Genomic DNA, 22,565 nt, shown 5'->3' on the forward strand with positions numbered 1-22,565 from the left:
TCTGTCTCCTTCCTTGGTTCCTGGTTTCCTGATGCGCGCCGATGCAACCCGTGCGCTTCAATATCCGCGTGCCGTATGCACGATACCGCTGACCGTTTCGCCGCGCGCGAGCGCCTCGATCTTGTCCGCGACCTGCGAGATCGCTTCATCGCGCAGCGTGAGTGCGGAGCTGTGCGGCGTGATCGTGATGCGCGGCTCGCGCCAGAACGGGTGATCGGGCGCGAGCGGCTCGTGGCGGAACACGTCGAGCGTGGCGGCCGCGAGCGTGCCGTTCGCGAGCGCTTCGACCAGGTCCTCTTCCACCAGATGCGTGCCGCGCGCGACGTTCACGAGATACGCGCCGCGCGGGAGCTTGCCGAAGGTGCGCGCGTCGAGCACGTTCTCGGTGTCGGGCGTGGCGGGCAGCAGGTTCACGAGCACTTTCACGTCGTCGAGGAACGCGTCGAATTGGGGGCCGTGCAGCTCGCCCGAGAACGTCTCGATGCCGTCGAGCGTCTTCGCGCTGCGCGAGAAGCCGCGCACCGGCACGCCGAGCGACGCCACCGCGCGCGCGACCTGCGCGCCCAATACGCCCAGGCCGAGCACGCCCACCGTGAAGGTCTCGAGCGGATGCGGCGCGAGCACGTGCCATTCGCGGCGCGCCTGCTGCAGTGCGTATTCGTCGAAGCGGCGCAGATAGCGCAGCACCGCGTGCTGCACGTATTCGGCCATCTGCGGGGCCATGCCCGAGTCTTCGAGGCGCACGAGCAGCGCGTCCTGGGGCAGCGTGCCCGGATGATCGCGTTCGAGCGCGAGGATCGCATCGACGCCCGCGCCCAGATTGAAGACCGCGCGCAGGCCCTGGCGCGCCGCGAAGAGCTCGCGCGGCGGATGCCAGACCACGGCGTAATCGGCGGGGGCCGTATCGCCGGGCTGCCATTCGCGCAACTCGGCGCCGGGCAGGGCGCGCGCGAGGCCACGGAGCCAGGCGGAGGCGTCGGCTTGCGGGAGCCAGAACAGAATTTTCATCGTGGTTCTTTTCCCTGCGAAGGGTGAGATGAGCGAGATGAGTCGCCACATTCTACTTTTTCAGGCCCGAGGCCGCCGGGCTTTCTCCTCGCCGCCCGCGCCATGATGGTGCGGCGCGGCAGACCCGGTGGGCGTGAAAAAGCAAAGCAAAAAAAATTGGTTCGGCGCGCGCAGGCGACGGATCACAATCCGTTCACAACCCGTCGAAGCGAGGAAAAAATCATGCTTTCGTGCGCCTCTTCCCGCTGGCCGCCCAGACTCGTCACCGTGCCGGGCCTGCACGGCAGTGAAGGCGCGCATTGGCAGAGCTGGCTCGAGCGCCAGTTCGCGCGCTCGCTGCGCGTGGAGCAGGACGACTGGGACGCCCCTGATCTGGCGCTCTGGAGCCGCGCGCTCGGGCGGCTGCTGGCGCGCGAGCGCGGGCCGTTCCTGCTTGCGGCGCATAGCTTCGGCTGCCTCGTGGCGGCGCATGCGCTCCAGCAGGGGCACGTTGGCGCCAATGTGGCGGGCGTGCTGCTCGTCGCGCCCGCGAGCCCGGAAAAATTCCGCTTCGCCGGCGCCTTCGAGGCACGGCGTCTTCCTGTGCCTTCGATCCTGGTGGGCAGCGAGACCGATCCGTGGATGCCGCTCGAAGGCGCGCACCGCCTCGCGCAGCAATTGGGCAGCGCATTCGTGAATCTTGGCGACGCGGGGCACATCAACACAGCGGCAGGCTTCGGCCCGTGGCCGCGCGCGAAATATTTCATCGATACGCTCGTGCATTGCGAAGCGCCCAGGCGTTTGCGCGACGATGCGCAGCACGACGCGCATACGGCGAACGAAGCGGCGGACGGCATGCCGTTCAGCGTGAACGATCGCTTGAAGTTCGCCTGAGGCTCACTCGAGATTCACCAAACCTCGACTCAGGTTCGCTTCGCGTTTGCTTGCTCCGGGCGCACGCAGGCGGCGCTGCAAGTTCGATGCGGCGCCGCAGCCTGCTTCAGCTCCGCAACGCCTCGCGCAGCAGCCGGGCCGTATGCAGCGCGATCATGCCTTCCTCATCGGTGCGGATCGCGAAGACCGGCACGCGGCTCTCGCGCGAGCTCACGCGCTCCTTGCCGGCGTCGTTGGCCGCCGCGTCTAGCGCGATGCCAAAGAGCGGCGCGAGCCGCTCGCACACCTGCGCGCGAATGGGCGCGGCATGCTCGCCGATCCCGCCCGTCAACACCAGCGCATCGAGCCCGCCCAGCACCACGGCGAGCTTGCCCACTTCCTGCGCGATGCGATACGTGTAGAAGTCGATGGCGAGCTTCGCCTGCTCGCTATCGCTCGCGAGCAGCTCGCGCATGTCGCTGCTCACGCCCGAGAGGCCCTTGAGGCCGGACTCGTGATAGAGCAGTTTCTCGATTTCGTCGTGGCCCATGTCGTGCGCCATCATCCACAGCACCGCGCCCGCGTCGAGCGAGCCGCAGCGCGTGCCCATGGGCAGGCCGTCGAGCGCGGTGAGGCCCATCGTCGTTTCCACGCTCTTGCCGTCTTTCATCGCGCACAGGCTCGCGCCGTTGCCCAGATGCGCGACGACCACGCGGCCGCGTGCGACGTCGGGCGCGGCGCTGTGCAGGTGGCGCGCGATGTACTCGTAGGAGAGGCCATGAAAGCCGTAGCGGCGGATGCCTTCCTCGTAATAGCGGTACGGCAGCGCGAAGAGCTGCGCCATGATGTCGTTGCCCGCGTGAAAGGCCGTGTCGAAGCAGGCCACCTGCGGCAGCTCGGGCGCGGCCGTGCGCACGGCGCGGATCGCCGCGAGATTGTGCGGCTGATGCAGCGGCGCGAGCGGCGTGAGCGCGTCGAGTTGCTCGATCACCTTGTCGTCGATGAGCACCGCGTCCTTGAAGTGCGCGCCGCCATGCACCACGCGGTGGCCGATCGCGGCGGGCGGCGTGTCGCGCAGGCCCACCGCGAGCACGAGGCGCAGCAGGCGGAACGCCGCGTCGTGGTCGGCGACCTGTGCGACCGGAAACTTCTCGTCGACGATCAAGCGGCCATCGGCCATGCGCGCGAGCACGCGCGGCGCCACGCCGATGCCTTCGATCTGGCCGCCCGCGCCGAAAATCGCGCGCGCGCCGCCTTCTGCGCGAGGGTCGTCGACGACGCGATACACCGAGCACTTGATGCTCGACGAGCCCGCATTCACGACCAGCACGATATGGCCTTCATCGTGCACGTGAGCCAAGGAAGAGGGGGCAGCCGGGGTTGCAGTCACAGGGCCTCCGCGGTTTTGCGCGCGCGCCGCGCGTGAGCGAGCAGCACGGCGATCGCGCAACTGCCGATGCGTGCGCGCACCGTGTCGGCGCGGCTCGTGAGGATGATCGGCACACGCGCGCCGAGCACGATGCCGGCCGCTTCCGCGCCGGCGAGAAAGGTCAGCTGCTTGGCGAGCATGTTGCCCGCTTCGAGGTCGGGCACCAGCAGGATGTCGGGGTCGCCCGCGACCTGCGAGACGATGCCCTTGATGCGCGCGGCCTCGGCGCTGATTGCGTTGTCGAAGGCGAGCGGGCCGTCGAGCAGGCCGCCCGTGATCTGGCCGCGGTCGGCCATCTTGCACAGCGCGGCGGCTTCGATGGTCGAGGGCATCTTCTCGGAGACTGTCTCGACCGCCGCGAGGATCGCCACCTTGGGCGTGGCGATGCCGAGCGCCTGCACGAGATCGATGGCGTTGCGCACGATGTCGGCCTTGTCGGCGAGCTTCGGGAAGATGTTGACGGCGGCGTCGGTGATGAAGAGCGGCTTGTGATACGTGGGCACGTCCATCGCGAACACGTGCGAGAGGCGGCGCTCCGTGCGCAGTCCGTTCGCGCCCAGGGCCACTTCGTGCAGCAGCTCGTCGGTATGCAGGCTGCCTTTCATGAGCAGCTCGGCCTCGCCCTCGCGCACGGCGAGCACGGCGCGCTCGGCTGCGGCGTGGCTATGCGGCGCGTCCACGATCGTGACGTTTTCGAGCGAGAGCCTGGCCTCTTGCGCCACCGAGCGGATCTTCGCCTCGGGGCCGACCAGGATCGGCACGATGAGGCCGAGGTTGGCGGCGTCGAGCGCGCCCGTGAGCGACGAGACATCGCACGGATGCGCGACTGCCGTGGGCACGGGCGCGAGGCCCGCGCAGCGGGCCAGCAGGGCAGAGTACTTGTCGGGCGTTGCAGTCATGTCGGTTGTCCATTCCATGCAAGGCAAGCTGAACCACGGGTGCGCTGCGGCGCGCCTTCACGTCTTCATGCCGTCATGCCGTCATGCTGCGGCGCGCAAAGCGCTAACAGTGTAGTCCAGCGCGTAAGGCGCCGACCGCAAAGTGCACAGCCGTCCCTGGCCGTGCGCGGCGGTCCGCCAAAAGCATTCGGAATGCATTGCCCACGCATCGGCAAAGGGCGGCACGCAGGCGTGTTTTCTGTCACGCCGGCTTCACGCCGACGCGCGATCATGACGCGATAACGCGTCAGCGCGAACCGGCCCGCCTTGACATTGCGTCCAGCCCTGCCTAGATTGGAATACTGCAGTGCAGCATGACTGCCGCGCGCATTCGCCTGCCACTTGCGTGCCGCGAGCGTCCGGTGCCTTCATGCCGCGCTTTCGCCCGCTTTCGCCCGCTTTCGCCCATTTGTTGCTGCGGCCCGCCGTTGCTCATGACGGCGGGTGCTGCAGCCGAGCGTCCCGTGTGCCGTTCCCGCGATGCGCGCCATGCGTCGCGCGTTCGCCATCCGCGCTGGCCGCGCGCCCCGTTAAAGGAGATTCGTCTCGTGGCAGTATCCGCCTTCTCGCCTGCGCTCTCGTCCGATTCCACGCCGACTTCCGTCCCTTCCCCGTTCTGGCCCCTCTGGCCGCTGCAGGCGCTCCAGGGTTTTCAGCCTTTCCAGCCTCTGGCAGAGGCATTCGCCGAATCCGCCGGGGCCGCGCAATCGTCGCTCGGTTCGGCGCTCAATTCGGCGTTCAGTTCGGCGCTGAACACGGCGTTCTCGTCGGCGGCCGCGCCGTTCGCCGCGTTCAACGTGACGCGCGAGCCCTCGGCTGCGGCGTCCATGCCCGCCATCCCTGCGCTGCCTGCGTCGGCGCCCGCCGCGATCCAGCCGCTGTTCGACTACCTGTTCGACGCCTGGCAGCGCGGCGTCCTGTTCCTCGACGTGCTGCGCGAGCGCGGCAACCAGACCTACATGCACGAGAAGGCCGGCATGCCGCCGGTGCTCGCGTTCGACTACGAAGTGATCGTCGATGGCCGCGAGCTGAAGGATCCCTGCAATTACGCGCTCCTGCGCATCAAGCCCGAGGCGGGTGTGAGCACCGACGCGCGCATGCGCCCGTTCGTCGTGATCGATCCGCGCGCGGGGCACGGCCCCGGCATCGCGGGCTTCAAGATGGACAGCGAAGTGGGTATCGCACTGCGCAAGGGCCATCCGTGCTACTTCGTGACCTTCTTCCCGCTGCCGACTGAAACGCAAACGATCCAGTCGGTCGGCGAAGCGGAAATCGCCTTCCTGCGCAAGGTGCGCGAGCTGCACCCCGACGCGGACGGCCTGCCTTTCGTAATCGGCAACTGCCAGGGCGGCTGGGCCGCGGCGCTCGTGGCGGCGTCCGCGCCCTCGCTCGTCGGGCCGCTCATGCTCGCGGGCTCGCCGCTTTCGTACTGGGCCGGCGTGCGCGGCAAGAACCCCATGCGCTATTCGGGCGGCATGCTGGGCGGCTCGTGGATGTCGTCGCTCGCCGCCGATCTCGGCGACGGCCGCTTCGACGGCGCGCATCTCGTCACGAACTTCGAGAACCTCAATCCCTCGAACACGTTTTGGGGCAAGCTCTACAACCTCTACGCGAAGGTCGATACGGAGCGCGAGCGCTTTCTCGAATTCGAGCGCTGGTGGGGCGGCCACTACCAGCTGAACCGCGCCGAGATCGACTGGATCGTGCAGAACCTGTTCGTCGGCAATCACCTCACGCGCAACGAGGTCTACGCGAAGCATGCGCGCGCGCCGGTGGACCTGCGCAACATCCGCACGCCGATCGTCGTGCTCGCCTCGTGGGGCGACAACATCACGCCGCCGCAGCAGGCGCTGAACTGGATCCCCGACCTCTACGCGAGCGTGGACGAGATCGTCGCCAACGAGCAGGTGATCGTCTACTGCCTGCACGACAAGGTGGGGCACCTGGGCATCTTCGTTTCGGCGAGCGTGGCGAATAAGGAGCACACCGAACTGTTTTCGGCGCTCGATCTGATCGACGTGCTGCCGCCGGGCCTCTACGAAGCGAAGATCACCGATTCGACGCCGCAAGCCGCGCGGCTCGAGGCGCTCGAAGGGCGCTACCAGATCCACTTCGAGCGCCGCACCATCGACGACATTCTCGCGCTGGACGACGGCCGCGACGACGAGCAGCCGTTCGAAGTGGTGCGCCGCATCGCGGAGAACAATCAGCGCTTCTATGACCTGTATGTCTCGCCGTTCGTGCGCGCGTCGAGCAATGCGCTTTCGGCACATCTGCTGCGCGAGACGCATCCGTCGCGCGTGGAGCGCAGCCTCTTCAGCGACGCGAATCCGGCGCTCGGCGTGCTGCCCGCCGTGGCTGAGGCGGTGCGCGCGCACCGCTTGCCCGCCGCGCCCGACAATCCGTTCACGCTGATCGAGAAGCAGGTCTCGGCGAGCATCGAAGGTGCGTGGGACGCCTGGCGCGACGCGCGCGACGCATGGGTCGAACGCACGTTCTACGGCGTCTACACGGCGCCCTGGGTGCAGGCGTGGGTGGGCGTCGCGCCCAATACGCCGCTCGACCCGGTCGCGCCGCCGCTCACCGCGTTGCGCAAGGAGCTCGCGCAGCAGCGCCTGCGTGCCGCGCGCGAGCACGTGCACAAGGGCACGCTCGTCGACGCGTTCATGCGCATCATGGCCTACCTCGCCGACGAGATGCACGTGGTGCAGTATCGCCCGTTCCAGCGCATGCGCGAGCTCGCGCGCGAATACATGGGCGATCGGCAGCCGAGCATCGCTGAGCTCAAGGAGTCGGCTCGCCGCCAGGGCGCGATCGTGCAGCTCGACGCGAATGCCGCCATCGAGGCGCTTGCCGGGCTGGTGCCGGACATGCGCACGCGCCGCCTGCTGCTTTCGGTGGTGTATCAGGTCGCGACGGCCTATGCGCCGCTAGAGGGCGGGCGCGCCGAACGTTTCGCCGAGGTCCAGCGCGTGCTGGGCGTCGAGCCGGGCAGCGAGAAGGAGCCGATGCCGCCGCCGGGTAGCGGCAACGCGGGCAGTGCGGGCAACGCGGGCAGTGGAGGCAACGCAGGCAGTGCGGCCGGTTCGGGCAACGCTGGCGGGAAGCCGGAAGCGGGGTCGGCTGCGGGCGCTGCCGCTGGGCCTGGCGACGCGGCGGGCGCAGCGCAGGCTGAGGCTTCGGCATCGCCCGTGCAACCTGCCGAGGAAGCTGCGCCGGTGCGCACCAGCACGAAGGCGCCGAAAGCGGCCAAGGCAACGGCCAAGACAACGGCGACGAAGACAACGGCGACGAAGACAACGGCGACGAAGACAACGGCGACGAAAAAGGCCGCGGCACGGACGAAAGCAGCCAAGCCCGCTGCAGCAGAGGCAGAGGCGCCTGAAGCGAAAGCAGCGGCGAAGACGTCGCCCGCACGGCGTGCCCGCGCCGCAGCGAGCGTAACTTCTTCGACGCGCGCTGCGCGTCCGGCGGCGGCGCGGCGCCGCGCGTCGTCCGCGACGGGCAAGTGACGCGGGCCATCGCGTTGCACATGAACTAAAGAACCTGAGAGAGCGCGCCGCGCGCGTCGTATATAAGAAACGCGCGTGCGCGCACCCAGGCGCGAATCGGGAGGGCGTTGATCCTGGACCGATTCGCGCCCTTTCGTCGAGGCAAACCATGCAGACTCTTCCGGACCGGCCACTCGCCGGAATGCGCGCCCTCGTGACGGGCGTGGCCAACGCCGAATCGATTGCCTATGGTTGCGCGCGTGCCTTCTCCGAGCTTGGCGCCGAACTCGCGCTCACCTACCTCAACGACAAGGCTAAGCCCTACGTCGAGCCGCTCGCGAACGAGCTCGGTGCAACGCTGCTGCTGCCGCTCGATGTCGAGGACGATGCGCAGCTCGACGCTGTCTTCGACACCGTGCGCGAGCGCTGGGGCTCGCTCGACATCGTGCTGCATTCCATCGCCTATGCACCGAAGGCCGATCTGCAGGGTGGCTTGCTCGAATCGTCGGCGCAGGGCTTCGCCTATGCGATGGATGTCTCGTGCCACTCTTTCATCCGCATGGCGAAGCGCGCCGCGCCGCTCATGCCGCGCGGCGGTACGCTCTTCGCAATGAGCTATGACGGCGCGAATCGCGTCGTGCCGAACTACAGTCTGATGGGCCCGGTGAAGGCGGCACTCGAAGCATCGTGCCGCTATCTCGCCTATGAGCTCGGGCCGCTCGGCATCCGCGTGCATGCGATCTCGCCGGGGCCGCTCAAGACGCGTGCCGCTTCGGGGCTGCCCGATTTCGACCGCATGCTCGCGGACGCGGTCGAGCGCGCGCCGTTAGGCGAACTGGTCGACATCATGGACGTCGGCTATGCGACGGCCTATCTCGCGACGCGCTACGCGCGGCGCCTGACCGGCAATACGGTCTATGTCGACGGCGGCGCGCACATCATGGCTTGAGCGCGCGCTCGTGCGCGAAGCCGGGCGCCTCGCCGCCAGGCGGCGAGGCGCGCCTGTAATTCGCGCATTTTTCGGCCTGTTTCGCGCGTTCAACACGCTCGATGCGCCCGCTTACCAGCGACGATAGCCGTAGTCGCCATCACGGTCGCCCCAGCGGCGGTCGTGGCCCCAACGATGCTCGTCCCAGCGATGCTCATCCCAGCGGCGTTCTTCCCAGCGGTGGTAGGCCCAGCGGCGGTCGTCGTCGCGCCAGCCGACGTAGGCCGGCGCCGCATAGACCGGAGCGGGTGCCGCGTAGACCGGCACCGGTGCGCCAACGGCGAGTCCCACGGAGACGCCGGCCGTCGCGCTCTGCGAGACGGCGAGAATCGTTGCGCCCGCACCCAGTGCGGCAATGAGTTTCGCGTTCATTCGAGTCTCCTTTGGCTCGTTGAATGGACGCCTCCAATCTAGTTCGGGCCGCGGCGCGGTGAATTACGAAACTGCAACAATCGTCTCGGTCTCACGAGGCGGTGCGTGCTTGCCGCGCTGTCGAGTGCCATCGCCAAAAAGAGAAAAAGCCCTGAAAACAGGGCGAAACGCCAATCAATGCCGCTTTGTGAAAAGAACGGATGCGTCCTGGCTGGACGCAAGATGTTGCGCATTTCTGGCGCGCGTAACGTGCGCTGGACGAGCGTGCAGCAAGCGAGCCAGTAAGTATCGGTAATATTGTTTTGCAGAGTATGTAACCTGTGTAACGAGTTAAAAACATAGACTCGCGCTTTACCGTATCGCGAGGCTTCGGCTTCGCTTCGTTGCAAGGTTCAGCGATGGTTTCCGAAGGCAACGCAATCCGCTCGTCGTGTGCTGTCGTCGAGGCGGAGCAAGGTGCGCGTGCATCGACATCGCCGGTCAGGCGTGCCGGCAACACCTTTTTCAAGCTGCTCTACCGCTACACGCATTCGCGCGCGTGGCGGCACAACGAGCGCCTCGCGCATGGGGTGGCGCTCGAACGCGACGAAGCGGGGCGGCTCGCCGGCATGTCCATACGCGGGCACCGTCTCGCGTGCGTCAACGCCCAGATGCCGCTGGCGCCCGACCTGCACGATGCGGGGCAGGAATGCCACCTCATCGCCACCGGGCCCTCCGTGAACCTCATCGATTACCGCGCGCTGCAGATGCCGCGCGTGCTCGGCGTGAACGGCGCCATCGCGCTCACCGAGCGGCAGGGTGTGCGCTTCGACTACTACTGCATCGTCGACACAGGGTTCGTGCGCAGCCGGACCGATCTCGTCGAGCGCGTCGTGCGCGAGCCGCTCACGCTGTTCGCCACGCCGCTCGTGCTCTGGCACATCGCCGAGCGCATCGGCCTCGAACGGATCCGCTGCCGCGTGTTTCTCGTCGACGACATGCTGTTTCCCGCCGGCCACCGCGCGACGCGCATGGATGAGCTGCGCGCGACGTATGACGCGCGGGCGCTGGCGCTCTTCGACGCGCCGCAGCCGCTCGGCTTCAGCCTCGACCTCCGGCACGGCGTCTTCGACGGCCGCACGGTCGCCTATACGGGCCTGCAGGTGCTCGCCTCGCTCGGCTTCAAGCGTCTGTATCTGCATGGCGTCGACCTGGTCGCCGCAAAGAGCACGCCGCGCTTTTACGAGGAGGCGTCGAACATGCAGCCGAGCTATCTCGACGAAAACTTCTGCGAGTTCATCGAGCCGTCGTTTCGGCACGCATCCGCGCTGTTGGGCCGCCGCGGCGTGGACGTGCGCAACCTCTCGATGGAAAGCGCGCTCGGCGAAGACATCTTTCCCAAGCTGTGCTGGCAGACGCTCGTGCAAGGCGCCGCGTGCGCGTGCAAGGCCGCGCGAGCTTGCGCGCCCGATTCTTCGCTCGATTCTTCACTCGATTCTTCACTCGATTCTTCACTCGAAGCCATGCCGGGCTTTGCGGCCGCCTCAACACTGGCTCCCGCGCGAGCGCCAACGTCCACGCTCGCCTGAGTGCCACGCAAACGTTCCCCTACCATCATGCGCGTCGTCCATATTTCGAACACACCCGTGGCGGGCAGCCCCGGCAACATCGTCGCGGCGCTGAACCGGCACACCGACATCGAGGCGCGCCACGTGGTGTTCGACGCGTCGGCCTACGGCGCGCGCACGTTCGCGGTCGATATCGACTGGCGCACGCAGCGCGACGAGGCGCTAGCCGCCATCGACGCCGCCGATGTCATTCACCTGCACCAGCACTTCTCGTTCGACGAGACCTTCGGCGCCGACCTGCCGCGCCGCTTCGGCACGCGCAAGCTCATCCGGCAATACCACTCCGCGCCCGCGCTGTGGGCGAGGCACGATCCCGACCTGCTCACGCGCATCATCACCGACCCGGTGCCGCAGCTCGTGATCGCACAGGGGCCGGAGCGCTACTATCCGCTCGCGCGCGTGGTGCCGAACCTCGTGCCGATCCACGACGCGCGCTACCTGCCCGCACCCGAGGCCGAGGCCGACGACGGCCCGCCCATCGTCGTGTACGCGCCGAGCGGCAGCAGGAGCGCCTGGAAGACGCGCTGGGAGACCAAGGGCGCGCCGCAGACGCTGGCGTTGCTGCGCCGTCTCGAACGCCGTGGCCTGTGCCGCGTGCAGACGATCGTGAACACGCCGCACGACGCGTGCTTGCGTCTGAAGCAGCGTGCGGCGCTGGCCGTCGACGAATGCGTGACCGGCAACTACCACCTGAGCGGGCTCGAATCGCTCTCGCAGGGCAAGCCCACCATCGGGCATCTCGATGCGCGCGTAGAGGCGCAACTGCGCGCCATGACGGGCGCGGTGGAGCTGCCCTGGGTGGACGTGCGGCTCGAGGAAGCGGAGCCCGTGCTGCGCGGGCTGCTCGCGGACAAGCGTCTGCGCGACGAGATCGGGCTGGCTTCGCGCCGCTGGATGGAGACGCACTACGACGAACGCACGCTCGTCGCGCATTACCGGCGCGCGTATCTCGACCTGTACGAGGCGCCGGAGACCTTCGGCGTGCCGCGCTTTCGCACACATGCGGAGCAGTGGCGGGCCGTGGCGCTGCACGATCACGCCTGGCGCGAGCGTCGGCGCGTGGGCATGCTGTGGTGGCAGCATGCCGCCGATGCGCTCAAGCGGTTCGTGAAGGGGACGTCGGTCTTGCCTTGAGACGAAAAAAGGCCGGGGACATGCCCCGGCCTTTTTCGCATGCGGCGCGCAGCGTTCGGCTTGCGCGGACTACTGCACCGAAACGTCCCCAAAGTTCTGCCGCCCGAACGGGCTCACCTGATAGCCGCTCACGTTCGCGCGCGTGATGGCCGCGGCCGTCGGGTAGCCGAGCGGAATCCACAGCGCCTGATCGTGGATGATCTGCTGCGCTGCTTCGTAGTCCTTCGTGCGTTTGGCCCGGTCGGCGGATTCTTTGCCGTCGGCGATCAGCTTGTCGAGCTGCGGGTCGCAAAAGCGCGCGAAGTTGATGCCCGACTTCACCGCATTGCAGCTAAAGAGCGGCGAGAGGTAATTGTCGGGGTCGCCGTTGTCGCCGGCCCAGCCCATGAACAGCGTGTCGTGCTGGCCCTGCTTCGCTTCCTTGATGAGCTCGCCCCACTCGATCACCTTGATCTCCGCCTTCACGCCAATCTTCGCGAAATCGGCCTGCAGCAGCTCCGCGCCCGCGCGCGGATTCGGGTTCAGGACGCTGCCGTTCGGGCGCACCCAGATCGTCGTCGCGAAGCCGTTGGGCACGCCCGCCTCGGCGAGCAGTTGCTTCGCCTTCGCGATGTCGTGCGGATACGCCTCGATCGATTTGTCGTAGGCCCAGGTGATGGGCGGCCACGGGTTGGTCGCCGGCGTGGCCGTGTTGTCGAACACCGTCTTCAAATAGGTCGTGCGGTCGAACGCCATGTTTAGCGCCTGGCGCACCTTCGGGTTATCGAGCGGCTTCTTCTGCGTGTTGAGCGCGACGAAGGCAGTCATGAATGCGGGTGTCTGAACGACCTTGAGCGCCTTGTCCGTCTTCGCGTCGGCCACGTCCAGGGGCTTGGGCGAGAGCGCGATCTGGCATTCGCCGGCCTTCACCTTTTGCGCGCGCACGGTGGCGTCGGGCGTGATCGCGTAGATGAGGCGGTCCACCTTCGGCTTGGGGCCCCAGTACGTGGGGTTGACGTCGTAGCGGATCACGGCGTCTTTCGTGTAGCTCTTGAGCACGAACGGGCCGGTGCCCACGGGCTTCGCGTTCAGGTCGACCTGCTTGCCGGCCTTGAGCAACTGGTCGGCGTATTCGGACGAGTAGATCGATGCGAAGCCCATCGTGAGGATCGGCAAGAAGGTGGCGTTCGGCTCGTTGAGCTCGATCTTCACGGTGTTCGCGTCGACTTTCTCGACCGACTTGATGAGCTTCGCGAGGCCCATCGACTGCGCGTGCGGGAAGCCGCTCGCGCCCGCCACCTTGTGCCACGGGTTGTCGGGGTCGAGCATGCGGCCGAAGGTGAACACCACGTCGTCGGCGGCGAGTGGCCGCGTGGGCTTGAACCAGTCGGTGGTCTGGAACTGCACGTTCGGACGCAGATGGAACGTGTAGGTCAGGCCGTCCGCGCTCACGTCCCACGACTGCGCGAGCGCGGGCACGACCTTTTTCTGCGCTTCGTCGTAGGTGACGAGCGAGTTGAAGATCACGTCGGCGGACGCGTTGGTGGTCACGAGCGAGTTGAACTGCACGACGTCGAAGCCGTCCGGGCTCGATTCCGTGCATACCGTGAGCGGTTTCGCGAGCACGGGCATGGCCGCGCAAGCGAGCGCGGCGGCGAGCACGGGAGCGGGCGAGAAGAAGCGCATGGGGTCTCCGTTTGGCCTTATAGCCGGCCAAGCTTATCGAAGGGACATTGCGCAGACAACAACATAATCGGCATACCCATATGAGGGCGCAATCGGGCGCGTCTTGGCGGCGAAGGCAGGCAAAGGCGTGAGAGGGCAGGCGGGGGCTGCGCGCCGGGGGGTGATCGACGGTGGAGGGTCAACCCTTGGGGATCGGCTGTGGCGGATCAACGGCGCGAATCAACGGCGCGGATCAATTGCGTGAATCAACGGCGTGAATCAACGGCGTGAATCAACGGCGTGAATCAACGGCGTGAATCAACGGCGCGGATCAACCACGTGGACTAACCACGCGGACTAACCACGCGGACTAACTGCGCGAATCAATGCTGGGCGGTGCGCGGCTTGCGCGGGGCGCGCTCGAACGCGCGGTCGTATAGCCAGCGCGGCAGGGCGCCGAGCAGCGCCGCGACCACGCGCATCGGCCACGGGAATACCGCGAAGGCCGTGCCGCGCGCGATGGCGTCGGCGGATTTTGCAGCGAAGCGGTTGGCGTCCATCAGGAACGGCATGCGGTACGGGTTCTTCGCCGTCATGGGCGTGCGGATGTAGCCGGGCGCGATCGTCACGACGCTCACCTTGAACGGCCGCATCTCGACGCGCAGCGACTCCAGATACGCGAACGCCGCCGCCTTCGAGGCGCTGTAGGCGCCCGAGCCCGGCAGCCCGCGCACGCCGGCCACGCTCGCGATGCCCACGAGCGTGCCGCGCCTCGCCTGCGCCATCGCCTCGGCGAACGGCTCGAACGTGGCGACCATGCCGAAGTAGTTGGTGTCCATCACGTCGCGGAACGTGGCGAGCTCGCCGTGGCCGGTGAGCGCGCCACGGCTCACGCCGGCGTTGGCGATCACCACGTCGGGCAGGCCGTGCTCGGCGATGAAGGCGCGCGCGGCGGCCGCGAGCGCATCGGCGTCGCGCACGTCGGCGCAATAGAGGGAGACGGGGTGCTGCGGGTGGGACTGGCGGAAGGCTTCGAGCGCGTCGGCGCGGCGCGCGACGAGCCCGAGGATGGCGCCGCGCCGCGCGTACTCGGCGGCGAGTGCGGCACCGATGCCGCTCGACGCGCCGGTGATGAAGACCTTCAGAGGCTGTGTCATACCGGCGCGCGAACTCACATCTTTTTGGAGCGGATCTGCGAAATGATGAAGTCCATCACCTGGAGCGTGCCCTGCAGGCTGTTGGTCGCGGCCGGGCCCGTTTCGTACTTGCCCTGGATGGCGATGGTCGGCACACCTTCGATCTTGTATGCGCTTTCCATGGCCTTGCCGCGCTGGAGCGAGCTCTGCGTCGAGAACGAGTTGTAGGCTTCCATGTACTTCTTCGGATCGACGCCCTGCGTCGCGAGGAACTTCGCCTGGTCTTCCGGCGTGAGCAGGTAGTTCTTGTTCACGTGGATCTCATGGAAGATGGCCGGAGTGAGCTTTTGCGTAAGGCCGAGCGCATCGAGCGCGTAGAGCATCTTCGAATGCGGGATGAAGTCGTCGCGGAACGCCACGGGCACGCGCTTGAACACGACGTCCGGGCCTTGCTTCTTGATCCAGTCTTCGAGGAGCGGGTCGAACTCGTTGCAGTGCGGGCAGCCATACCACATGAACTCGATGACTTCGATCTTGCCCGCGGGCACGTCGAGCGGCTGTGCGGCCTGGAGGACCGTGTAGTCCTTGCCGGCGACGGGCGCGGCGGGCGAGGCGTGGGCCGCACCGGCCAGCATCGAGAGCGAGACCAAAAGGGTTCCGAGAAGTCGTTTCATAGCGTGTTATTCCAATGTACGGGGCCGGCGGCGTCCGGCCTGGCAATGCGTGAGCGCATCGTGTGCGCGCTCGCGCGGGTGTTGCATCCTGGGGTTGCGTCTTCGTGTTGCGTTGTAGACGGACTCGCGCGGCGGGCCAGGCCTTTGCCCGCGGGCCGCCGCGCGAGGCGGGCAGCATGCGGGACGCAAGGCGAGGCGAACAACGGTTACTGCTTTGTGAAACGGATGACAGCGGTGTCGATCCCGGCGTCAGACAGACGCTGGCGGGTCGAGTTCATGTCGTCGAATTTCGAAAACGGACCAATGCGCACGCGGAAGTACGTGATGCCGCCTGCGTCACGCTGCGTCACCTTCGACTCGAACCCCTGGAAGGCGAGACGCGCGCGTTGCTGCTCGGCGTCCGCCGAGGTCTTGTACGCGCCCACCTGCAGGAAATAGCCGGTGTTGGCATCGGCGGCCGTGGGCGCGCCGGGCTGCGCGGGCTTGACGGTGTTCGCGCTGGGCGCCGGGATGGCGTTGGGGGCCTTCTGCGGCTGATTGTTGGCGAGCTGCTGCGCGGGGGCGGCAGGCGTCTGCGGCTTCGGCGCGGCGGCCGTTGCGTTGCTGTTGGTCGAGGGCCTCGGCGCGACAGCGACGCCATTGTTGGCGCCAGCGTTGTTGTTCGCGTTGTTGGCCGCATTACCCGCACCGTTGTCGGCGGAGCCCGACGGCGGCACTTCGACGATTTGCGGCTCTTCGAGCATGCCCGAGGACTGCGACTGGTTCGTGGTCTGGCCCGGCGCCGTGTTCGGCGGCGTGCTTTGCGCGGCCTGGGGCGTCACGGGCTGGCCCGGCGTCTTGCCTTGCAGGACACGGTTCGGATCGTACTGCTCGCTCTGGCTGGCGTCGGCGGGCGGCGCGACCTTCGAGACGAACGGCGTGGGCGAGCGCGTGATATAGAGCGCCACGACCACCGCGATCGCGAGGCCGACAATCAGGCCCAGCACGACACCGAGAAAGGTACCCCCGGACTGTTTCGACTGCTGCTTTGTAGTGCGGCGCGGTTTTGCCATCGTCTGAATCACCTGCAAACAAGAGAATTCTGGAACGGCGCGTATCCGCATGCGGACGCGCCCCAAACATGTCGCTTCGCGTGCTGCTTTGCGTGCTGCCTCGTGCGCGCTTTCGTGCGCAGTTTCGTGTGCCGTTTCGTTCGTTGCTGCGTGCGCTGCCTCGTGTTTTTGCGCACAGTGCGCCGGAGCGCTTGCGCGCCCGGCGCACCGTGCGACACGCGAATCGTGTTACATCCGCTCGGGCGCCGAGACGCCAATCACGGCGAGGCCGTTCGCGAGCACCTGGCGCGTGGCCGCGAGCAGTGCGACGCGTGCGTCGCGCACAGCGGCATCGTCGACGAGAACGCGTTCGGCATTGTAGAACGAGTGAAACTCAGCCGCGAGTTCGCGCAGATAGAACGCCACGGCGTGCGGCGCGAGCTCCGTGGCGGCATGCGTGAGCATGTCGGGGAACTCGGCGAGTTTCGCGATGAGCGCGAGCGCGCGCTCGCTATCGAGCGGCGCGAGGTCGACCTTGGGCAGCGCGGCGAGCTTGCCGCCGTGCTTGCCTTGCCAGTCGCCGAGAATCGACGAGATGCGCGCATGCGCGTACTGCACGTAATACACCGGGTTCTCGTCGTTTTCCTTCAGCGCGAGGTCGATGTCGAACACGAATTCGGTGTCGGCCTTGCGCGAGATGAGGAAAAAGCGCACGGCGTCGCGTCCGCGGCGGATGGTCGCTTCGTCGAGCAGGTCGGGCGCGACTTCGCTGCCCGGGTTCGCGCCGCCCGACCATTCGATCAGGTCGCGCACTGTCACGTAGCTGCCCGCGCGCTTGGAGATCTTCACTTCCTGGCCGTCGCGCATCACGGTGACCATCTTGTGCAGCACGTAGTCGGGGTAGCCCTTCGGAATGCCCACGCCGAGCGCCTGCAGGCCCGCGCGCACGCGCGCGATGGTGCCGTGGTGGTCCGAGCCCTGGATGTTGATGACCTTGGTGAAGCCGCGCTCCCACTTGGTCACGTGATAGGCGACGTCGGGCAGGAAGTACGTGTAGGTGCCGTCGGACTTGCGCATCACGCGGTCCTTGTCGTCGCCGTAGTCGGTGGTCTTGAGCCACAGCGCGCCGTCCTGCTCGTAGGTCTGGCCCGAGGCGATGAGCGCCTCGACGGTCTTCTCGACGCGGCCTTCCGTGTACAGCGACGATTCGAGGTAGTAGCGGTCGAACTTCACGCCGAACGCCTGCAGGTCGAGATCCTGCTCGTGGCGCAGGTACGCCACGGCGAAGCGGCGGATCGCTTCGAGGTCCTCGGGATCCTGCGCGCCCTTCACGGGCTCGCCGTCCTTTGCGGCGACGGTCTCGCCCGCGAGGTAGTCGCGCGCGATGTCGGCGATGTATTCGCCGTTATAGGCCGCTTCGGGCCAGCCCGCGTCGCCGGGCTTCAGGCCCCGCACGCGCGCTTGCGTGGAGATCGCGAGGTTGCCGATCTGCACGCCCGCGTCGTTGTAGTAGAACTCGCGGTGCACGTCGTAGCCCTGCGAGCCGAGCACGTTCGAGATGGCGTCGCCGAGCGCGGCCTGGCGGCCGTGGCCGACGTGCAGCGGGCCGGTGGGGTTGGCCGAGACGAACTCGACCAGCACGTGCTTGCCGGCTTCGCGCTGCGAGCGGCCGAACGCGGCGCCTTCGGCGAACACGGCGCCGAGCACGGCACGCTTGGCGTCGGCGGTGAGGCGCAGGTTGATGAAGCCGGGACCGGCCACTTCGGCGTCGGCGATCAGGCCGGCTGCGGCGGGCTGCGCCTTGAGCGCGTCGACGATCTGCGTCGCGAGCGCGCGCGGATTGGCGCGCAGCGGCTTGGCGAGCTGCATCGCCACGTTGCAGGCGACGTCGCCGTGCGCGGCGACCTTCGGGCGCTCGAGCGCGATGGCGGGAACGACGAATGCGGCCTCGGCGGCGCCTTCGGTGGCTTTGGCCACCTGGGCAACGGCGTCGGCGAGCAAGGTCTCCAGGGTGAGTTTCTGTGCGGGCAGCATGCTTGTTGCAGGTCCTGTGCGGGTAATGGGGGCGGGGCTGGCGGCCGGGGCGGCGTGGCCGGCGTACGCGCCGTCGTGCGGTTGCGCCGTTTTATCGGCGGGGCGAGGCGAGCGCGGTGCCGGGCGCCTCGGCGCGCAAGGCGGCAAAGGCCGGCGGCGACGTTTCGGCATCGCGCCTGGCGCCGCTTTTGGCGCCGCTTTTTGCACGCCCGGCAAGCCGCCGCGCCCTGCGGGTAATTCCGTCCAGACGGATTTTAGCAGGTGCTAATATGTGCAATGAGAAGCCCGACCAGGGCGCACGCCAAGGTGTGCCGCCGGTGCCGCCGGTGCGAGATCGCTGACGGCCTTGCCGGGTTGAGCTTTTCCAGCCGCGCTTTCCCGCTGGCGCGTGTCATGGTTGCAGCATGATCTGCAACGGCGCGCAGTGGGTTCGAGAGTTGAAAGCGGACCTCAAAAAACAGAAAGGGAAACAGACATGCTGGTTACATTCAAATGTCATGCGTCGCCCGACGTGACGATGCTGGAAAACCTGGCTCAGTACCTCCTCGGCATCATCGGCAAGCGGCTCGGTCCGCGCGGCGTCATTACGCACGAAGAGCTCGATACGGCCATCAGCAAGCTCGAAGCCGCCATCGCCACCGACAAGAAGGAACGTGCCGAGCATGAAGGTCATTTCCACGAGGGCGAGGAAGGCCACGACCATCACGAGCTGCCCCCGGGCCTTGCGCAACGCGCGTTTCCGTTCCTCGACATGCTGCGCCTCGCGAAGCAGGAAGATAACGACGTCCTCTGGGGCGTTTGAGCCGCAGTGGAGTTTGCAGCGCGCGTCGTCGTGCGCTGCTGCTGCGCGGCCGGCACGTCGTAGCTGAGTAGCGGCAGAGCGCCCGCAGACCTGTATGCCGAAAAGCAAAGAGCCCGCACGGCGAACCGTGCGGGCTCTTTGCTTTGGTACCCACGATCCACGCGCCTTGCGGCGCGCGCCGCAGCGCAGCTTACTGGCTGGCGGCAGCCGGCTCGGCCATGGATGCAGCCGAGGCTGCACCCTTCTTAGCCTTCTGTTTCTTCGGCTTCTTCACGTGCTTCTGGGTGGGCGCCGAATACGACGACACAGCGCTCGCTTCCTGATGGACGACTGCTGGCTGGGATGCCGGCTGGGCGAACGACGGTTGCGCGAGCGCCGCGACGCCGAATGCGGTCAACATCAACATCAGCTTCTTCATACGATTTTCTCCGGAGGACGGCAATTTATTAAGGACTTGCTGATGAAGCCGGCGCGGCGCCGGATGATGCGTGCCGCGTTGGGCCTTGGGTGCTGCGCGGCCATCTTACAAAGCCGAAAAAACGCCGAGAATTCGTGTGCACCAAATATTCAGGCTATCGATTTCCGTATGTCAGGCTGTGCCGGTAATGCTTGCGATGGGCCGGCGCAGCGCGAGCAAGGGGCGGGCGGGCGCTCCGGCGCGCCCGGCCTGTGTCTGCCTGTGCCTTAGAGCAGCGGCGCGAGCGCGCGCCGCGCGTCCTGGTCGGAGAGCGACATGCGGCGCGCAAAGTCGGCGAGCTGGTCCTGGCCGATCTTACCCAGCGTGAAGTACGTGCTGTCCGGGTGCGCGAGATAGAAGCCCGAGACGCTCGCCGCCGGCAGCATCGCCAGCGATTCCGTCACGCTCATGCCGATCTCTTCGCCCTGCAGGAACTCGAACATGTCGCGCTTCACGAGGTGGTCCGGGCAGGCCGGATAGCCCGGCGCCGGGCGGATGCCCGAATACTTCTCGGCGATCAGCGCGTCGTTGTCGAGCGTTTCGTTGGCGGCATAGCCCCACAGGTCGCGGCGCACGCGCGCGTGCATCGCCTCGGCGAACGCTTCCGCGAAGCGGTCGGCGAGCGCCTTGAGCATGATCGCGCTGTAGTCGTCGAGATCCTTCTGGAACTGCGCTTCCTTCACGTCCACGCCAATGCCGGCCGTGACCGCGAACATGCCGATGTAGTCGGCCACGCCCGAGTCCTTCGGCGCGATGAAGTCGGCGAGCGACCGGTTCGGGCGCATCACGCCATCCACTACCGGACGCACCGACTGCTGGCGCAGATTGCGCCACGTGAGCGCGACTTCGGTGCGCGACTCGTCGGTGTAGATCTCGATGTCGTCGTCGTTGACGGTGTTCGCGGGCAAGAGCGCGATCACGCCATTGGCCGTGAGCCAGCGGCCCTGAATCAGGCGCGCGAGCATCGACTTGGCGTCGGAGAACACCTTGCGCGCCGACTCGCCCACGATCTCGTCGTTGAGGATCTGCGGATACGGGCCCGCGAGATCCCAGGTCTGGAAGAACGGGCCCCAGTCGATGTAGGTCGAGAGCTCGTTCAGGTCGAAGTTCTTGAACACGCGGCGGCCGAGGAACTTCGGCTTCACGGGCTTAAAGTTCGCCCAGTCGATCTTCGTCTTGTTCGCGCGCGCCTCTTCGAGCGTGACCATCGGCAACGCCTTCTTGTTGGCGTGCTGGTCGCGAATGCGGTCGTAGTCGCTCTTGAGCTCGTCGAGGTACTTCGTTGCACCTTCGTCGGAGAGCAGGCTCGAGGCCACCGACACCGAGCGCGAAGCGTCCGGGACATACACCACCGGGCCCTCGTAGTTCGGCGCGATCTTCACGGCCGTGTGCACGCGCGAGGTGGTCGCGCCGCCGATCAGGAGCGGAATCTTCTTCACGCGGAAGTAGTCGTCGCGCTGCATTTCGGAGGCCACGTAGGCCATCTCTTCGAGCGACGGCGTGATGAGGCCCGAGAGGCCGATGATGTCCGCGCCTTCGACCTTCGCCTTCGCGAGGATCTCGTTGCACGGGACCATCACGCCCATGTTGACCACTTCGAAGTTATTGCACTGGAGCACGACCGAGACGATGTTCTTGCCGATGTCGTGCACATCGCCCTTCACGGTGGCGATCACGATCTTGCCCTTCGCGCGCACGTCGGCGCCCGATTCGGCGAGCAGGCGCTTTTCTTCCTCGATGAACGGAATCAGGTGCGCGACGGCCTGCCTCATCACGCGCGCCGACTTCACCACCTGCGGCAGGAACATCTTGCCCTGGCCGAACAAGTCGCCGACGATGTTCATGCCGTCCATGAGCGGGCCTTCGATCACGTTGATCGGCCGTCCGCCGCCACCCATGATCTTCTGGCGCGCTTCTTCGGTGTCCTCGACAATGAAGTTCGTGATGCCAAGCACGAGCGCATGCGCGAGTCGCTTCTCGACGTCCTGGTTGCGCCACTCGAGGTTCTCTTCCTTCTTCGCGGCGCCGGTCTTGAACTTGTCGGCGATTTCGAGCAGGCGGTCGGTGCCGTCGGGGCGGCGGTTGAGCACCACGTCTTCCACGCGATCGCGCAGCTCGGGGTCGAGATCCGCGTACACGCCGAGCTGGCCCGCGTTCACGATGCCCATGTCCATGCCCGCCTGAATGGCGTAGTAGAGGAACACGGTGTGGATGGCCTCGCGCACCGGGTCGTTGCCGCGGAACGAGAACGACACGTTCGAGACGCCGCCGCTCACCTTCGCGTACGGCAGGTTCTGCTTGATCCAGCGCGTGGCTTCGATGAAGTCGACCGCGTAGTTGTTGTGCTCCTCGATGCCCGTGGCCACCGCGAAGATGTTCGGGTCGAAGATGATGTCTTCGGGCAGGAAGCCCGCTTCGTTCACGAGCACGTCGTACGAGCGCTTGCAGATCTGCGTCTTGCGCTCGAACGTGTCGGCCTGGCCCTGCTCGTCGAAGGCCATCACGACGGCTGCCGCGCCATAGCGTCGGATCAGCTTCGCGTGATGGATGAACGGCTCCTTGCCTTCCTTGAGCGAGATCGAGTTGACGATCGCCTTGCCCTGCACGCACTGCAGGCCCGCCTCGATCACGTCCCACTTCGACGAGTCGATCATGATCGGCACGCGCGCGATATCGGGCTCGGAGGCGATCAGGTTCATGAAGCGCACCATCGCCGCCTTCGAGTCGAGCATGGCCTCGTCCATGTTGACGTCGATGATCTGCGCGCCGTTCTCGACCTGCTGGCGCGCGACGGCGAGCGCCTCGTCGAACTGGCCGTTGAGAATCATGCGCGCGAAGGCCTTCGAGCCGGTCACGTTGGTGCGCTCGCCCACGTTGATGAAGAGCGACCCTTCGTTCACGTTGAAGGGTTCGAGGCCGGAGAGTCGCAGGGTATGGTCAGTCATGGCGTGGGACCGGATCGTCTGGG

General features: G+C 66.9%; 18 protein-coding genes. 7 read left to right on the forward strand and 11 right to left on the reverse strand.

What is annotated here, in order from left to right; genetic code table 11:
* Positions 1-57: 57 nt before the first annotated feature.
* Positions 58-1,008 carry a 2-hydroxyacid dehydrogenase gene (locus tag EYW47_RS12020; RefSeq protein WP_133195056.1) on the reverse strand — a complete coding sequence of 317 codons (951 nt, stop codon included), beginning with the start codon at positions 1,006-1,008 and terminating at the stop codon, positions 58-60.
* Between the two features lie 222 nt (positions 1,009-1,230).
* On the opposite strand from EYW47_RS12020, the gene EYW47_RS12025 reads away from it, so the two are divergent.
* Complete coding sequence (locus EYW47_RS12025; RefSeq protein WP_133195057.1) at positions 1,231-1,881, forward strand: RBBP9/YdeN family alpha/beta hydrolase; 651 nt, start codon at positions 1,231-1,233, stop codon at positions 1,879-1,881.
* Between the two features lie 106 nt (positions 1,882-1,987).
* Here EYW47_RS12025 and EYW47_RS12030 read toward each other — a convergent pair whose 3' ends face one another.
* A complete protein-coding gene (locus EYW47_RS12030) occupies positions 1,988-3,220 on the reverse strand; it encodes an acetate/propionate family kinase (protein WP_133195130.1) in 1,233 nt (410 codons plus the stop codon).
* Between the two features lie 26 nt (positions 3,221-3,246).
* The gene (locus tag EYW47_RS12035; protein ID WP_133195058.1) at positions 3,247-4,188 is read right to left on the reverse strand and encodes a bifunctional enoyl-CoA hydratase/phosphate acetyltransferase; all 942 of its coding nucleotides are present in this window, start codon (positions 4,186-4,188) and stop codon (positions 3,247-3,249) included.
* Positions 4,189-4,775: 587 nt separating this feature from the next.
* On the opposite strand from EYW47_RS12035, the gene EYW47_RS12040 reads away from it, so the two are divergent.
* Positions 4,776-7,739: a DUF3141 domain-containing protein gene (locus EYW47_RS12040; RefSeq protein ID WP_338117817.1), complete on the forward strand. Its 2,964-nt coding sequence runs from the start codon at positions 4,776-4,778 to the stop codon at positions 7,737-7,739.
* Between the two features lie 148 nt (positions 7,740-7,887).
* Complete coding sequence (gene fabI, locus EYW47_RS12045; protein ID WP_133195059.1) at positions 7,888-8,667, forward strand: enoyl-ACP reductase FabI; 780 nt, start codon at positions 7,888-7,890, stop codon at positions 8,665-8,667.
* Positions 8,668-8,778: 111 nt separating this feature from the next.
* On the opposite strand, the gene EYW47_RS12050 is transcribed toward fabI, so the two are convergent.
* Complete coding sequence (locus EYW47_RS12050; RefSeq protein WP_133195060.1) at positions 8,779-9,078, reverse strand: hypothetical protein; 300 nt, start codon at positions 9,076-9,078, stop codon at positions 8,779-8,781.
* A 105-nt stretch (positions 9,079-9,183) separates the two neighbouring features.
* Between EYW47_RS12050 and EYW47_RS12055 the strand changes: the two genes are divergently transcribed.
* From EYW47_RS12055 to EYW47_RS12065, 3 genes are all read left to right on the forward strand, one after another.
* Positions 9,184-9,363 carry a hypothetical protein gene (locus EYW47_RS12055; protein ID WP_133195061.1) on the forward strand — a complete coding sequence of 60 codons (180 nt, stop codon included), beginning with the start codon at positions 9,184-9,186 and terminating at the stop codon, positions 9,361-9,363.
* 113 nt (positions 9,364-9,476) lie between these two features.
* Complete coding sequence (locus tag EYW47_RS12060) at positions 9,477-10,646, forward strand: hypothetical protein (RefSeq protein WP_133195062.1); 1,170 nt, start codon at positions 9,477-9,479, stop codon at positions 10,644-10,646.
* A gap of 27 nt (positions 10,647-10,673) precedes the next feature.
* A complete protein-coding gene (locus EYW47_RS12065) occupies positions 10,674-11,819 on the forward strand; it encodes a glycosyltransferase family protein (protein ID WP_133195063.1) in 1,146 nt (381 codons plus the stop codon).
* Between the two features lie 69 nt (positions 11,820-11,888).
* Here the strand turns inward: EYW47_RS12065 and EYW47_RS12070 are convergent, their stop codons facing one another.
* The 5 genes from EYW47_RS12070 to argS form a co-directional block, all read right to left on the reverse strand.
* Positions 11,889-13,484: an ABC transporter substrate-binding protein gene (locus EYW47_RS12070; protein WP_133195064.1), complete on the reverse strand. Its 1,596-nt coding sequence runs from the start codon at positions 13,482-13,484 to the stop codon at positions 11,889-11,891.
* 362 nt (positions 13,485-13,846) lie between these two features.
* The gene (locus EYW47_RS12075) at positions 13,847-14,620 is read right to left on the reverse strand and encodes an SDR family oxidoreductase (RefSeq protein ID WP_133195065.1); all 774 of its coding nucleotides are present in this window, start codon (positions 14,618-14,620) and stop codon (positions 13,847-13,849) included.
* Between the two features lie 14 nt (positions 14,621-14,634).
* Positions 14,635-15,273 (reverse strand): thiol:disulfide interchange protein DsbA/DsbL, encoded by a 639-nt coding sequence (locus EYW47_RS12080; RefSeq protein WP_133195066.1) that lies wholly within the window; start codon positions 15,271-15,273, stop codon positions 14,635-14,637.
* Between the two features lie 206 nt (positions 15,274-15,479).
* Positions 15,480-16,343, reverse strand: coding sequence for an SPOR domain-containing protein (locus EYW47_RS12085; protein WP_205710058.1), 864 nt, complete (start codon positions 16,341-16,343; stop codon positions 15,480-15,482).
* A gap of 210 nt (positions 16,344-16,553) precedes the next feature.
* On the reverse strand, positions 16,554-18,338 hold the full coding sequence (gene argS / locus EYW47_RS12090) for an arginine--tRNA ligase (RefSeq protein WP_133195068.1): 1,785 nt from the start codon (positions 18,336-18,338) through the stop codon (positions 16,554-16,556).
* Positions 18,339-18,813: 475 nt separating this feature from the next.
* Between argS and EYW47_RS12095 the strand changes: the two genes are divergently transcribed.
* On the forward strand, positions 18,814-19,140 hold the full coding sequence (locus tag EYW47_RS12095) for a DUF1840 domain-containing protein (protein WP_043284148.1): 327 nt from the start codon (positions 18,814-18,816) through the stop codon (positions 19,138-19,140).
* Between the two features lie 190 nt (positions 19,141-19,330).
* On the opposite strand, the gene EYW47_RS12100 is transcribed toward EYW47_RS12095, so the two are convergent.
* On the reverse strand, positions 19,331-19,558 hold the full coding sequence (locus EYW47_RS12100) for an acid-shock protein (RefSeq protein WP_133195069.1): 228 nt from the start codon (positions 19,556-19,558) through the stop codon (positions 19,331-19,333).
* A 266-nt stretch (positions 19,559-19,824) separates the two neighbouring features.
* Positions 19,825-22,557: a methionine synthase gene (gene metH / locus EYW47_RS12105; protein ID WP_276322942.1), complete on the reverse strand. Its 2,733-nt coding sequence runs from the start codon at positions 22,555-22,557 to the stop codon at positions 19,825-19,827.
* Positions 22,558-22,565: the final 8 nt, after the last annotated feature.

It is taken from the genome of Paraburkholderia silviterrae, assembly GCF_004353915.1.
In the GTDB taxonomy this organism is placed as follows: Bacteria; Pseudomonadota; Gammaproteobacteria; order Burkholderiales; family Burkholderiaceae; genus Paraburkholderia; species Paraburkholderia silviterrae.

What these genes read in the sequence shown, in the direction of transcription:
- EYW47_RS12020 (WP_133195056.1), bottom strand. Translation starts at nt 1,008, where the DNA reads ATGAAAATTCTGTTCTGGCTCCCGCAAGCCGACGCCTCCGCCTGGCTC.
- EYW47_RS12060 (WP_133195062.1), top strand. Translation starts at nt 9,477, where the DNA reads ATGGTTTCCGAAGGCAACGCAATCCGCTCGTCGTGTGCTGTCGTCGAG.
- fabI (WP_133195059.1), top strand. Translation starts at nt 7,888, where the DNA reads ATGCAGACTCTTCCGGACCGGCCACTCGCCGGAATGCGCGCCCTCGTG.
- EYW47_RS12050 (WP_133195060.1), bottom strand. Translation starts at nt 9,078, where the DNA reads ATGAACGCGAAACTCATTGCCGCACTGGGTGCGGGCGCAACGATTCTC.
- EYW47_RS12025 (WP_133195057.1), top strand. Translation starts at nt 1,231, where the DNA reads ATGCTTTCGTGCGCCTCTTCCCGCTGGCCGCCCAGACTCGTCACCGTG.
- argS (WP_133195068.1), bottom strand. Translation starts at nt 18,338, where the DNA reads ATGCTGCCCGCACAGAAACTCACCCTGGAGACCTTGCTCGCCGACGCC.
- EYW47_RS12080 (WP_133195066.1), bottom strand. Translation starts at nt 15,273, where the DNA reads ATGAAACGACTTCTCGGAACCCTTTTGGTCTCGCTCTCGATGCTGGCC.
- EYW47_RS12035 (WP_133195058.1), bottom strand. Translation starts at nt 4,188, where the DNA reads ATGACTGCAACGCCCGACAAGTACTCTGCCCTGCTGGCCCGCTGCGCG.
- EYW47_RS12100 (WP_133195069.1), bottom strand. Translation starts at nt 19,558, where the DNA reads ATGAAGAAGCTGATGTTGATGTTGACCGCATTCGGCGTCGCGGCGCTC.
- EYW47_RS12065 (WP_133195063.1), top strand. Translation starts at nt 10,674, where the DNA reads ATGCGCGTCGTCCATATTTCGAACACACCCGTGGCGGGCAGCCCCGGC.
- EYW47_RS12095 (WP_043284148.1), top strand. Translation starts at nt 18,814, where the DNA reads ATGCTGGTTACATTCAAATGTCATGCGTCGCCCGACGTGACGATGCTG.
- EYW47_RS12075 (WP_133195065.1), bottom strand. Translation starts at nt 14,620, where the DNA reads ATGACACAGCCTCTGAAGGTCTTCATCACCGGCGCGTCGAGCGGCATC.
- EYW47_RS12070 (WP_133195064.1), bottom strand. Translation starts at nt 13,484, where the DNA reads ATGCGCTTCTTCTCGCCCGCTCCCGTGCTCGCCGCCGCGCTCGCTTGC.